11 protein-coding genes are annotated in these 13,549 nt (G+C 39.1%); 2 read left to right on the forward strand and 9 right to left on the reverse strand.

The features are described from left to right. Positions 1-2 precede the first annotated feature (2 nt). Positions 3-1,394 carry a dipeptidase PepV gene (pepV, locus tag DKZ56_RS12280; protein WP_208650259.1) on the reverse strand — a complete coding sequence of 464 codons (1,392 nt, stop codon included), beginning with the start codon at positions 1,392-1,394 and terminating at the stop codon, positions 3-5. Positions 1,395-1,671: 277 nt separating this feature from the next. Here pepV and DKZ56_RS12285 point away from each other — a divergent pair, with 277 nt between their 5' ends. Next, positions 1,672-1,893 carry a DeoR family transcriptional regulator gene (locus tag DKZ56_RS12285; RefSeq protein WP_208650260.1) on the forward strand — a complete coding sequence of 74 codons (222 nt, stop codon included), beginning with the start codon at positions 1,672-1,674 and terminating at the stop codon, positions 1,891-1,893. A 61-nt stretch (positions 1,894-1,954) separates the two neighbouring features. Here the strand turns inward: DKZ56_RS12285 and DKZ56_RS12290 are convergent, their stop codons facing one another. The 3 genes from DKZ56_RS12290 to asnB form a co-directional block, all read right to left on the reverse strand. Beyond that, positions 1,955-2,680 carry a pseudouridine synthase gene (locus DKZ56_RS12290; RefSeq protein ID WP_208650261.1) on the reverse strand — a complete coding sequence of 242 codons (726 nt, stop codon included), beginning with the start codon at positions 2,678-2,680 and terminating at the stop codon, positions 1,955-1,957. Positions 2,681-2,689: 9 nt separating this feature from the next. Further along, positions 2,690-4,303: a putative polysaccharide biosynthesis protein gene (locus DKZ56_RS12295; RefSeq protein ID WP_208650262.1), complete on the reverse strand. Its 1,614-nt coding sequence runs from the start codon at positions 4,301-4,303 to the stop codon at positions 2,690-2,692. A 203-nt stretch (positions 4,304-4,506) separates the two neighbouring features. Next, entirely contained in the window at positions 4,507-6,360 is a 1,854-nt protein-coding gene (gene asnB / locus DKZ56_RS12300; RefSeq protein ID WP_208650263.1) for an asparagine synthase (glutamine-hydrolyzing), read from the reverse strand. Between the two features lie 247 nt (positions 6,361-6,607). On the opposite strand from asnB, the gene DKZ56_RS12305 reads away from it, so the two are divergent. Continuing rightward, positions 6,608-7,864: a BaiN/RdsA family NAD(P)/FAD-dependent oxidoreductase gene (locus DKZ56_RS12305; RefSeq protein WP_208650264.1), complete on the forward strand. Its 1,257-nt coding sequence runs from the start codon at positions 6,608-6,610 to the stop codon at positions 7,862-7,864. Between the two features lie 120 nt (positions 7,865-7,984). Here DKZ56_RS12305 and cysI read toward each other — a convergent pair whose 3' ends face one another. Genes cysI through cobA form a run of 5 tightly spaced genes read right to left on the reverse strand, consistent with a single transcriptional unit; the run spans position 7,985 to position 13,220 of the window. Further along, entirely contained in the window at positions 7,985-9,724 is a 1,740-nt protein-coding gene (gene cysI, locus DKZ56_RS12310; RefSeq protein ID WP_208650265.1) for an assimilatory sulfite reductase (NADPH) hemoprotein subunit, read from the reverse strand. Next, a complete protein-coding gene (locus tag DKZ56_RS12315) occupies positions 9,714-11,516 on the reverse strand; it encodes an assimilatory sulfite reductase (NADPH) flavoprotein subunit (protein ID WP_208650266.1) in 1,803 nt (600 codons plus the stop codon). The genes cysI and DKZ56_RS12315 overlap by 11 nt, the downstream gene beginning before the upstream one ends. Positions 11,517-11,546: 30 nt before the next feature. Continuing rightward, on the reverse strand, positions 11,547-11,693 hold the full coding sequence (locus DKZ56_RS12320; protein ID WP_208650267.1) for a YezD family protein: 147 nt from the start codon (positions 11,691-11,693) through the stop codon (positions 11,547-11,549). A gap of 1 nt (position 11,694) precedes the next feature. Continuing rightward, positions 11,695-12,438 (reverse strand): sirohydrochlorin chelatase, encoded by a 744-nt coding sequence (locus DKZ56_RS12325; RefSeq protein WP_208650268.1) that lies wholly within the window; start codon positions 12,436-12,438, stop codon positions 11,695-11,697. 14 nt (positions 12,439-12,452) lie between these two features. Further along, entirely contained in the window at positions 12,453-13,220 is a 768-nt protein-coding gene (cobA, locus tag DKZ56_RS12330; protein ID WP_208650269.1) for a uroporphyrinogen-III C-methyltransferase, read from the reverse strand. Between the last annotated feature and the right edge of the window lie 329 nt (positions 13,221-13,549).

The raw sequence follows: 13,549 nt of genomic DNA on the forward strand, positions 1-13,549 counted from the left end.
CTTTATTTTTTGCCTGCTAATTCAACAATTGCTTCTGCATAAATCGCAGCAGCTTTCACCAAATTGTCAATCACCACATACTCATCTTTTTGATGAGCTACGTCAGGTTCCCCAGGAAATAAACTGCCGAATGCCACCCCTTTTTTCAACGTTCTAGCATAAGTTCCTCCACCGGTTGATAGAGGTTTTCGATCATCGCCAGTATAACGTCGATAAACTTTTAGCAATGTTTGAATGAATTCATCATCTTCCGGAATGTAATGGGGGCTCGAATTCGATACGACGTGTAATGAAAAAGAAGAATTTTTCAAAAGTTCTTTAGCCATTTGAATTTTCTCTTCATATGGATAGGTCACAGAATATCGCATGCTGACGAGAATGTTTCCCCCCTTTTCAGCATCGAAAGAAACCACCCCAGCATTTAATGTCGTCTGCCCTGACATTTCATCTGCATAATCCAGACCGAGAGCTTTCCCATATACATCGCTAAAAGCATCCTCAACAAAAGAGACAAAAGCTTTGCTTGATTCCGTTGTTAAATGAAGATTTAAAAATTTGGCAAGCATCACTGCCGCATTTTTTCCCTTTTCAGGTTCCATTGCATGGGCAGATATTCCTGTTACCGATATTATAACTCTATCTTCCTCCCGAGCAAAAGCTACTTCTTCACCAAACTGTTTAAAATATTCATAGAATTTCTCCTCAAAATCGGAGGAAACATTTTTCACTACGGCTTTCGCTAAATCCGGTACCATATTGTGGCGATTTCCTGCCTGAAAAGAGACAAGTTGCTCTTCTTCGCTTAAAGTGCTTTGTTGAGTAAATTCCAATAGCGCTATTCCTTTTTCAGCGTTGATGAGAGGAAAATCCGCATCCGGTGCAAAACCGATGTCAGGCATCGCTTCTTTTTGAAAATAATGCTCCATGCAGCGGAAACCGGATTCTTCATCAGTGCCAATAATCATGCGAATTCGTTTAGAAAGCGGGATTTGTGCATCCCTTACCATTTTCATTGCAAGGTAAGCTGCCATTGTCGGTCCTTTATCATCGATGGCGCCGCGTCCATATAATTTTCCATCTTTGATAACTCCTTCAAAAGGAGGATATGTCCAATTTCCTCCTGCTGGCACTACATCTACATGGCAAAGAATGCCGAGAATTTCTTCTCCTTCGCCCATTTCAATATGTCCTGCATAATGGTCTACATTTTTTGTTTTAAATCCTTCCTTCGATGCTTTTTCTAGCATCCACTCCAACGCTTTTTTAGGCCCTTCTCCAAAAGGGGCGTCTTTCCTTTTGCTTCCTTCATCCAAAACACTTTCAATTTGAATTAACTGTTTTATATCTTGAACCAACTCTTCTTTTCTCTCTTTTGCCAATTGTAAAAAATCCATATTTTTCACCTCGAAAGTAGTATAATAATAGTTGATAATATACTTGTATATTTGACATAATAGAAACGTATCTTATATAATAAGCAGAAATTTTTATCATTTCGAATTATAGAAAAATTAATAGTTTATTGCTATAATAAGCATGTCAAAAAAATTTTTTAACAAAAAATTCTGATAAAGGGGATGTCTAGGACAGAAATTTAGACCTCTCATTCAAAAGTTTAGTCGTCCGCTAGTCTTTGCCATGTGAATAAAGATGAAGGAGTGGTTCATTTAAATGAAACCCGCGACAGACAGAATGCTTACACGCATTAAAGACGTGTACTTGTTCATTCGGGAGAATGGAACTGTAACGACACAGGATTTAGTTGAAGAATTCAACATCACTCCTCGCACCATTCAAAGAGATTTGAATGTGTTAGCCTTTAACAACTTGGTGGAAAGCCCAAGTAGAGGCAAATGGACAACGACGAACAAGAAAGTGAAGTTATCATCATAGAGACAGATAGAAGAACAATTGCCTACGTTAATATAGAATGAACGAGTGACCTAGAAAAAGGTCACTCTTTTTTATGCACATATTCTTTTAACGCCTTCAATTCTTCATCTGTCAACTCACGATATTCGCCGTATTGTAATGTTGGGTCTAAGTTCAAATTCCCCATCGACAATCGTTTTAAAAAAACGACCTTTTTGCCGACTGCTTCGAACATCCTCTTTACTTGATGAAATTTTCCTTCATAAATCGTTAGTTCTATTTCCGATATATCCCCGGATGTTATAATCTTCAATTCCCCCGGTTTTGTGATGGTGCCGTCATCCAAGACAACCCCTTCTTTAAAGGCCTTTACGTCTCTTTCTGTAACTTCCCCTGCAATTTTTGCATAATACGTTTTTGGCACATGCTTTTTCGGAGACAACAATTGATGGGCCAAGTCGCCATCATTTGTTAAAAGCAATAGTCCTACGGTATCTTTATCCAATCGTCCAACAGGAAAGGGCTGATAATGCCTCAAGATAGGGGAGAGTAAATCCACCACTGTCTTTTCCCGCAAATCTTCCGTTGCTGAAATGACTCCTTTTGGCTTATTTAGCATTACATAAATAAATTCTTTATAATCCAATTTTTCTCCGAATACATAGATTTCCTGCCGCTCCGGGTCTACGTGCATCGCCGGGTCTTTTGCCACTTTCCCGTCGACCGTGACCTGTTCTTTTTTCAACAATTGTTTAACCTCTTTCCGAGAGCCGTATCCAGAATTGGCGAGCAGCTTATCTAAACGCACTAACAACACCTACTTTAATCCGAATTTCCCAGAAATCCGAGAAATTCGTTCACCTAATAATTTTTGGGCAAGACCCACTTTAAAGCTTAAAAAGGCATATACATATACCCCAACGGCAACACAAATGAGCGCCACCATTAAACTAGAAAATCTGCTTTCGACCGCACCAAACAATAAAATAAGACCTTTATGGGCTAAGAACACGCAAATAGACATCACAGCAGTTAAAATTACAATCAACAAAATGCGTCTTACTACCATTTTGGATTTGTAATTTAACACTTTCTTTAAAACCATGATGTTAATTACAATCGAAACGGTATATCCAATCGCTGTCGAAAGAATCGCCCCATCAGTTTGCAGCCATTCAATGAGCGGCGTATTCAACATTAACTTCACAAGAATACCGGTAAGCAAACTAAAAACAATCCATTTTTGATAATCAATTCCTTGAAGAAGCGCCGCCGTTACTTGGAATAACGCGAATAAAATAGCCACCGGCGCATAATGGGCGAGCACTGTTGCCCCCATTTCACTCTCTTCATATAAAAGGAAATAAATTTCATAGGATAATAAGGAAATTCCAATGGCTGCCGGCAATGTAATGAAAAACAAAATTTGGTAGGACTTATCCATTGCCCCTTTCAATGATTGAAACTCTCCATTGTTATAATATTTCGTAATGGTCGGAACAAGGGCCAAAGATAAGCTCGTTGCAAGCATAACCGGAATGATCACAACTTTATGCGTTGTAAAATTAACCATGCTCAAATATAAGTCTGATACTTCTGACATGCCAATATTCTTCATGGCATTATTAAAGGTCAACATATCTACAAGTTGGAACAAAGGATTGGCGATGCCGACGAAAATCATCGGGATGGAATATTGAATTACTTCCCAATAGATTTCCTTTAATTGAATATTGGAGTTTCCTTTGCTTTGGCTTCGAAGGGCATTAAATTCTGAAAGATGTTTTTTCCAAAAATAGAATAATACGAACAACCCGCCAAGGGCTCCAATAAAGGCAGCAAATACGGACAATGCAATAGCTGTTTCAGCTTTCCCTTTTAAAAGCACCATCACTGTGAAGGATGCGCAAAGCAAGAAAACAATCCGCACAATTTGTTCAATAAGCTGGGAGTAAGCGGTAGGCTCCATAATTCCGTATCCTTGGAAAAAACCGCGCCATAAGCTCATAAAAGGAACAACGATTAATGCGAAGCTCACCCATCGAATGACGGAAGAGACTTGTTCCACTGTGAAGGCTTGATCTTTGCTTCGGATGACGATTTCTGCAATTGGCGTCGCAAGAAGGTTTAATAGCAGAAAAGTCAAAAATCCTGTCACCATCATCGTCAAAAGTCCAGATTTTAGCAATCTTCGCCCCGCATCATAGTCGCCCAAGGAATTATATTTTGAAACAAACTTCGACACCGCCACCGGAGCACCGGAAATCGCTATGGACAACATAATCGTGTACGGGATATATGCATATTGATAAAGAACGACATTTTCACTACCAACAATTGCATAAAAAGGGAAAATATAAATTAACCCGAGAACTTTGGATAAAAACATTCCAATTGTTAAAATCGCTGTACCTTTCATTAAAGAGGACATTCAATTCATCCATTCTTTTAAGAATTTCAAATATGTATTGATTTTTGTATTTTTAACAGTTCAATGGATAAATAGGTTCTAAAAAATAGTAAGCAACAAAAATAAGCACTACCTCCAAATGAGATAGTCCTTTAAAAAGACTTCGTACATGAAAGAAATCGCACCGGTTTTCAAAAAAATGAAAACCGGTACTACTTGTTCATTTATTTCACATCAATAAAGAAACGTTTATACCATACGAGGAATACATAGACTGTCCAAATATATCTCGCGTAGTTGGCTTTTTGTTGATAATGGTCATCTAAATATTTCATTAATTGATCTGTATCGAAAAATTCCTTCGCGTATTCGGATTGGAAAGCTTCTTTTACTAAATTATAATACTTTTCTTCTCGGAACCAATGGCGGATTGGTACAGGGAAACCAAGTTTTTTCCGCTTTGCCCATTCTTCTGGAAGCTCTTTTAGGGCAGCTTGTCGCAATGCATATTTTGTATCTTCCTCATTGACGCGATACGGCGTTGGAATGTTTTTAGCCAACTCCATCACTTTTTTATCTAAAAACGGTACGCGCAATTCAAGGGAATGGGCCATGCTCATTTTATCTGCTTTTAATAAGATATCTCCAGGCAGCCAAAGATTTAAATCTAAATATTGCATTTTCGTTACATCATCTTCATAAGGCACTTCTGCGTAAATCGGCTTCGTGATGGAATGGACGCTTGGACCGCTGCGATAAGGAGGTTTTAACACATTCAGAGCATCTTCTTCATCCCATACAACGGCCTCGCCGATAAAACGCTCTTCAATCGTTTGTCCGCCTTTGACAAGGAAATTCGTATATTTATTTTTCGGCAATTTTTTCGCGATGTTTGAAATGATTCTTCTTAGGCCAAATGGAATTTTTTCATAGGCTTCCATACGTTTGGATGGCTGATACCATTCATATCCGCCGAAAATTTCATCGGCCCCTTCACCGGATAATACAACCGTCACGTCTTTGCTTGCCAATTCGCAAAGGAAATAAAGCGGTACGGATGATGGATTGGATTGAGGTTCATCCATATGCCATTGAATGGTTGGCAATTTTTCAAACACGTCGTCGGCGGAAACAAAAGTCCGCTTGTTTTCAATATTTAATAACTCCGATAATTCCTTTGCATGATCGGTTTCATTAAACATTTTTTCATAATTTTTAAATCCGACAGAGAAGGAAGTATTTGGACGTAAAAGGGCTGTAACATAGCTTGAGTCAATTCCTCCAGATAAAAAAGAACCGACTTTTACATCACTGATTTTGTGAGCTTCAACGGATTCTTTCACCGTTTTGCGGATTTCTTCCACATAGTATTCAAGGGTATTGTCTTTCGCATGATATTTTTTATCCCAATACTTCTCCATTTTTACAATTTTTCCCTCTTTTACAATCATGTAATGGGCAGGGCGCAATTTATAAACGCCTTTAAAGAAGGTTTCATCCATAGCTGAGTATTGGAAGGTTAAATATGGACGCAACGCATCTTTATTCATTTCTTTAATAAAGGATGGATGTGGTAAGAAGGATTTAATTTCTGATCCGAAAATGAATGTATTATCTTTTGTATGATTTGAATAATATAGAGGTTTTATTCCAAAACCGTCCCGGGCAAGCATCATTTGATTGCGATTCTTGTCCCAAATACAAAAGGCAAACATGCCGCGCAGCTGTTTTACGAACTCTTCCCCATACTCCATGTAGCTGTAAATTAGCACTTCACTGTCGGATTTCGTTTTAAAATGATATCCTTTTTCAATCAATTCTTCCCGCAATTCTTGGAAGTTATATATTTCCCCATTAAAAACCAGCACGATGCTTCCATCTTCATTATAAAGCGGCTGGTTGGCTGCATTTGATAAATCGATAATGCTCAAGCGGCGAAAGCCAAGTGATACTTTTTCATCCACATGCTTGCCTCCGCTGTCAGGTCCTCGATGAATAATTGTATCCATCATTCGTTCAATTGTTTTGTGATGATCGATCTCATCCGTTCCATGTATATATCCAATAAATCCACACATATTTTCTCGCCTCTACTTTCTGCATAACAAAATTATTTTATCAGAAATTTTTCCGCAATCATACTAAATAATGATTTTAAAACGATTCCTTTTAAGATTCAATGAATCTTTCCTATTGTACTATTCTAAACAGAACTGGACAATTTGACTAAAAATTTGACTAGCTATGAGAAAGACATTTTTTATTTCTTTTCTCTTCTGTGTATAATATGGAAAGAAAAATTAAAAGGAAAGAGAGATTCAATTTATGTACGACTGCATTGTCATCGGTGGAGGGCCGGCCGGTTTAATGGCCGCTATAGCAGCTGGAGAGCAAAAGAAAAAAGTGCTGCTTCTTGAAAAAGGAAATAAACTCGGAAGAAAGCTTGCTATTTCCGGCGGAGGTCGCTGCAATGTGACAAATCGTTTGCCGATAGATGATATCATCAAACATATCCCTGGCAATGGCCGATTCCTATACAGCGCCTTTTCCATTTTTAATAACGAAGATATCATTAAATTTTTTGAGAAATTGGGTGTTCCTCTTAAAGAAGAAGACCATGGGCGCATGTTTCCAGTTTCCAATCGGGCGCAAGATGTGGTGGATGCCTTAACAAAGGAATTGAAGCGGTTGAATGTAGAAGTTCGGTTGCAAACAGCGGTGAGCAAGTTATTGATGGATGATGAGAAAATATTGGGAGTGCGGCTTCAAGATGGTTCTGAAATTCGTTCCAACACCATCATCGTGGCTGTCGGGGGAAAAGCGGTGCCTCAAACTGGCTCCACCGGGGATGGCTACGCATGGGCCGAGCGGGCAGGCCATACGGTAACGGAATTGTATCCAACAGAAGTTCCAATTGTATCAAAAGAATCTTTTATTCAATCACGGGAATTGCAAGGTTTAGCTTTAAGAGATGCGGCCGTTTCTGTATTAAATCAAAAAGGAAAACCGATTGTCACCCATCAAATGGACATGCTCTTTACCCATTTTGGTTTAAGCGGACCGGCTATACTCAGATGCAGCCAATTTGTCGTGAAAGAATTAAAGAAAAACGGCGGCGCTCCTGTTCAAATCCGCATTCAAACATTAACAGATTTCAATGAAGAATCTTGTTTCCAATATTTAAATCAGCTCGTAAAAAAGGAAACGAAAAAATCTATCAAAAACGTATTGAAACCTATAGCTCCTGAAAGATGGCTGTTGTTTTTAATGGAAAAGTCAGGAATTTCCCCATCCAAAACCTGTGCAGAAATTTCCCAAGAACACATCCGCAAATTAGCCCATGAGCTGGTTTCCTTCACCATGGATGTACATGGAACACTTCCTTTAGAGAAAGCTTTTGTTACAGGGGGAGGCGTATCGATCAAGGAAATCGATCCAAAAACGATGGCTTCAAAGAAAAAGAAAGGATTATATTTTTGCGGTGAAATTTTAGATATCCACGGCTATACAGGAGGATTCAACATAACAAGCGCCCTTGTAACCGGCCGGATTGCCGGAATGAGCGCTGGAAAAGAGAGTTAATAAAAAAGGCTTCTGCCATGTCATTTAAGGGTTAAATTAATATTGGCGAATACATGAATTGACGCAAAAAAGAAGTTAAACAAAATCCCTTGATAGACATGACAGAAGCCTATTTTTTAATTATTTATGGAACTCTCTTCCATCTGTAACCGCATCTATATAGCCAGCTCGAATTACAAAATCTCCAAAATGTTCCCCTTCAAGCCGCTCTTTTGCATAGTGCTCAAAAATCGGTCTTAACGTTGCTAATATTTCTTCTTCTCCAATGTTTTCTTTATATATTTTGCTAAGGCGAGTACCTTGGAAGCTGCCGCCTAAATGCAAATTGTATTTTCCAGGCCCTTTCCCAATAAATCCAATTTCCGCCATTGCTGCTCTTGAACAGCCATTTGGGCATCCTGACATACGAATCACAATATCTTCGTCATATAAGCCAAATTCTTTCAACATTGGCTCAATTTTTTGGATGAGGGTTGGCAAATAGCGTTCCGCTTCTGCCATTGCCAAACCGCAAGTTGGCAAAGCGACACACGCAATGGAATTTCGTCGAAGAGCTGAATAGTTTTCACTTTCAGTTAATTGATATTTATCAAGAATTTGCTGTATGCTTTTTTTCGCTCTTGGACTGACATTGGCAATAATTAAATTTTGATTTCCCGTAAAGCGGAATTCGCCTTTATGAATCTCGGCAATTTCCCGCAATGCTGTTTTTAATGGATAGCCTTCAAAATCCCGAACACGGCCGCTTTGAATAAATAGGGTGAAATGATATTTTCCATCTTCTCCTTTCACCCAGCCATAACGGTCGCCGGTATGTTCAAAATGGAAGTCGCGCACCTCTTCAAATTCATAGCCTAGCCGGTTTTCAATTTCCTTCTTTACATTCTCTAAGCCTAGGCGGTCAATTGTATACTTGAAGCGGGCTTGCTTTCGGTCGGAACGGTTGCCATAGTCCCGCTGTACCGTCATAATTTTTTCGCAGACGTCGACGATTTTATCTTTTGATACATAACCTATTACTCTTGCTAATTGAGGATAAGTCCGCGTATCGCCGTGGGTCATACCCATTCCGCCGCCAATGGCCACATTAAAGCCGACTAATTCATCCTTCTCTACGATGGCAATTAAGCCGATATCTTGCGAGAACACATCCACGTCGTTGGCTGGCGGAACAGCGATGCCGATTTTAAATTTACGCGGCAAGTAAAGAGCGCCGTAAATTGGCTCTTGTTCTTCTTGAGTGTCCACTACTTTCTCATGGTCCAGCCAAATTTCATAATAGGCATTTGTTCTTGGCAATAAATGTTCGCTGATTTTTGTGGCATATTCAGATACTTCTTTATGCAATTTGGATTGATATGGATTGGCATTGCACATGACATTGCGGTTGACGTCCCCGCAGGCAGCGATTGTATCAATTAAAATTTTATTTAACTCTTGCATATGTTTTTTCATATTCCATTTTAAAATGCCATGGAATTGTATCGTTTGGCGAGTTGTAATTCTTAATGAACCTTCGCCATATTTATCCGCCAATTCATCCAATTTTAGCCACTGTTCAGGTTTGGCAACACCTGCTGGCAAACGCAAACGCACCATAAATTGATAGGCAGGCTCCAATTTTTTTCTGTCTCTCTCTACCCTTTCATCACGATTGTCCTGCAAATAGCTGCCGTGAAATTTTAATAGTTTATTATCCCAATCAGGAATGCCGGCTGAAAGTTCATCCTGCATTGTTTCAGCCAACGTTCCACGCAAATAGTTGCTAGCTTTCTTTACTTCCTCCACATCGCTTGGTTTTCCTTCTTGTGGTGGTAACACAATTTTTTTAGTCACGTATGTTTCCTCCTTAATAAACATCCCGCTGATAACGTTTTTGTTTTCTCAATTCTTCTAAATATGCTTCTGCTTCTTCCCGGGATTTGTTTCCTTGTTCCTGAATGATTTGGATGATTGTTTCCTGCACATCCTTTGCCATTCCTTTATCGCCGCAAATATATACGGCAGCTCCCTTTTCTAGCCATTCATAAAACTCTTTGGCTTTTTTCAGCATTTTATGTTGTACATACACTTTTTCCTCTTGATCTCGGGAGAATGCAACATCCAATTTAGTCAGCACTCCGTTTTTCAGCCAATTGAGCCATTCCTTTTGATAAAGGAAATCGGTCATAAAATGTTGTTCTCCAAAGAACAGCCAGTTTTCTCCGCTGGCGCCTCGCTCTTCCCGCTCTTGAATAAAGGCGCGGAAAGGTGCAACACCCGTACCAGGCCCGATCATAATGATAGGTGTTTCATCATCCGGAAGTTTGAAGTTCGGATTTTTTTGTACATATACTTGCACACAATCGCCGACTTCCAGCTGGTCTGCGATATAAGTTGAACATACGCCAAGTCTTTCTCTGCCATCCACTTCATAGCGGACAACGCCAATCGTTACATGGGCTTCGTCCGGATAGGCTAACTGGCTGCTTGAGATCGAATATAGGCGCGCAGGGATTTTTCTTAAACAATTGACGAAGCCTTGCGCATCCCATTGGAACGGCCCGAATTGTTCCACTACATCCAACAGGTCGCGGCCTTCGATATATTGTTTTAAAGCCTCTGAATCTACCATTAGGGCATGGAATTTTTCGTTATTTGTAAATTCTGCAAGCTTTTTCATCAATGGTTTGGTAAGCAGCGTGATTTCTAAAGTGTTTAATAACGCTTCTTTCAATGAAAGAGTTGCACCATCTACATCAACAGTTTCATTAGGTTCAAATCCTAATGCGGAAATTAAAGAATCTACAAGGTTTTGATTATTAACTGGGATAATGGCTAAACAATCTCCCGGTTCAAAAATAATCCCTGAATCCTCAAGGGAAAGTTCCAAATGGATGGTTTCTTTATTAGAACCTGTTGCATTCAAATTTATTTTTTCAATAATTTCTGCATGGAAAGGATTTTTGCGGGAATATTCCTTTCCTTCTTGTGCTTTAGAAACTGCTGCTTCTTGATTGCTGGCAGGAGTTGTTAAGGTTTCTTCAAGAAGTTTCTCTTTCACTGCTGCAAACCATTTTTCTGCCGGTTCTTGATAATCCAGATCGCAATCCACTCGTTCCACTAGACGCTCAGCACCTAGTTTTTCAAGCTGCAGATCGAACTCTTTCCCTGTTTGGCAGAAAAATTCATAGCTGGAATCCCCTAACGCCAGCACTGCAAATTTGACATGGTCTAATTTTGGCGCCCGCTTTCCATGTAAAAAGCTGTGGAAAGCGATGGCATTATCCGGCGGCTCCCCTTCGCCATGGGTACTTGCAACGATGAGTAAATATTGAGCTTTTTTCAATGCATTCGTTTTATAATCGCTCATGGATGAAACCGAAACATTCAAACCAGATTGCTGCAGCTGGTTGCCGAATTGTTCAGCTAACTTTTGGGCGTTTCCTGTTTGACTGGCGTAAAGAATCGTTACATGTTTTTCTTTAGGCGATGGTGACTGGACTACGGATGGAGCTGCTGCATTTTTTGGAGCATCAACAACAGCAATGTTTGCAGTTGCAGTTAAATATCCGGTAAGCCAAATTTTTTGTTGGGGCGTTAAAGTGGCCAACAATTCATTTAACTGCTGGACTTGTTTTTCATTAAAAGGACTATTGATGACTTCTAACACACTATACACCTCGATAAATAAATATTTTTCTTACTTTAAACGAATCTTTTCGTTTTTTTCGATTTGAATAATTAAATTATCTTGAACCACTAAAGTGATGGAGCCATAACTCATTGTACTAAGCATTTTTTTCAAACTTTCGACTGCCTTCTCGAAATTTTGTTGTCGTTTATCCATTTCAATCACTCCTCACATTTGAAGATAACGACTCTTTGATTCTCTCAATTAATACTTGACGCACGTTTTCGTCATACCCTAAACAGCCGCACAGCACAACTTGTTCGGAAAAACCTTGTTGTGCAACCTTTTTCTGAATGCTCAATTTCAATAACCCTGTAAACAGCAAATACGGAATGATTAATACTCGATTTTTGCTATTGCATATGGTCATTAATTTTTCATCAAAGGATGGACCGTTCCCATATAAAAAACAAGTATCAACTTTCGCATAATCATATGTTTGTTGCAGGAGTTCGGCAATTTGACCTAAATCCCTTTGTACGCTTTGGTCGCTGCTTCCCCTGCCAACTAACAAAATATCTGTTTTTCTCGGAGTAACAGGCCCTTGTTCCAATGCTCGCCGGTGCAAACTTTGAATCAACTTTTCATGAACGCCTAGAGGTTCTCCAATGGTAAAGGTGACGGAGGGGTAACTCATCTTTGCTTTTTCGATTTCAGAAGGAATATCGACTTTTCGATGATTGGCAGAAAGCAATAAAATGGGAATGACTACAATGCTTTTCGCACCTTTTGAAATACATTGTTCAATCCCTTTTATGATCGATGGCTCTGCCAGTTCCAAAAAGCAATGTTCCTGTATCTCCACATCAAAATACGGTTTTACCGATTCAATAAACCGAATCGCTTCTTCATTTCCTTCTTTCACCCGGCTGCCATGGGCCACATACAACAATGCCTGCAATTTTATCCCTCCGTTTACACGGTCTCCTGCAACGCTTGTTGATATTGTTCAAACCAAGCAATTTTGTCGCGCATTTTCACCACTTCTCCCACAATAATCATGGCGGGATTTTGAATGCTTTCTTTTTCCACAATATCTACAATCGTCTCCAATGTACCTGTTACAACTCGTTGATGTTCGGTTGTTCCCCACTCTATTAAAGCGACAGGAGTAGTTGGTTTTCGATTATATTTAAGCAGTTGTTCTGTAATATATGGCAAATTCCCTACACCCATATAAATTGCTAACGTATCAACAGATTCCGCCAAACCTTTCCAATTGATGCCTTCATCTTTTCCATCTTTCAAATGTCCGGTGATAATGGCAAAACTTGAACCTAATTCTCTATGAGTAACAGGAATCCCAGCATAGGCAGGCGCCGCAATGCCGGATGTGACGCCCGGCACAATTTCAAAAGGAATGCCGGCTTCTCTCAACACTTCCGCTTCCTCTGCTCCCCTGCCAAAAACGAATGGATCCCCGCCTTTCAATCTCGTCACAATTTTTCCTTTTCTTGCATGCTGTATAAGGAGCTTGTTGATACGCTCTTGAATCACATGATGCAATTTTGGCAATTTTCCAACAAAAATGAGTTCTGCATTTGGTTTGGCATAGGAAAGCAATTCTTTTGAAACAAGCCGATCGTATAAAATAACGTCTGCTTGTTGAATACATTTCAATCCCTTTACTGTGATTAAATCAACACTTCCAGGACCAGCTCCAACAATATATACTTTTCCCATTTTATTCCCTCACATTTTAAGACATTTAAATTCATGAATTCTTATTAATCAACTTAGTATTGTTATTTTTATATATTAAGCAATATGGCGCCTCCTTTTCAATACTTTTTTAAAAAAGATAATTAATGAAACTTTCGAAGTTCATTAATTCAAAAAGCGAAACATTTGCGTAAATTTTTATGTATTAAGCAAAAAAGGCCTCAATATTCCCATTTAGAAAGTGGCTGGTGAATTGAGAATATTACGGGCCTCTAGTTTGTCTAGTCAGCGCTATTAATTCTTAGTATTTTGATACAAATAATAAAATTATTCATGTTATAAGTCAATGA

The organism is Ureibacillus thermophilus, from assembly GCF_004331915.1.
In the GTDB taxonomy this organism is placed as follows: domain Bacteria; phylum Bacillota; class Bacilli; order Bacillales_A; family Planococcaceae; genus Ureibacillus; species Ureibacillus thermophilus.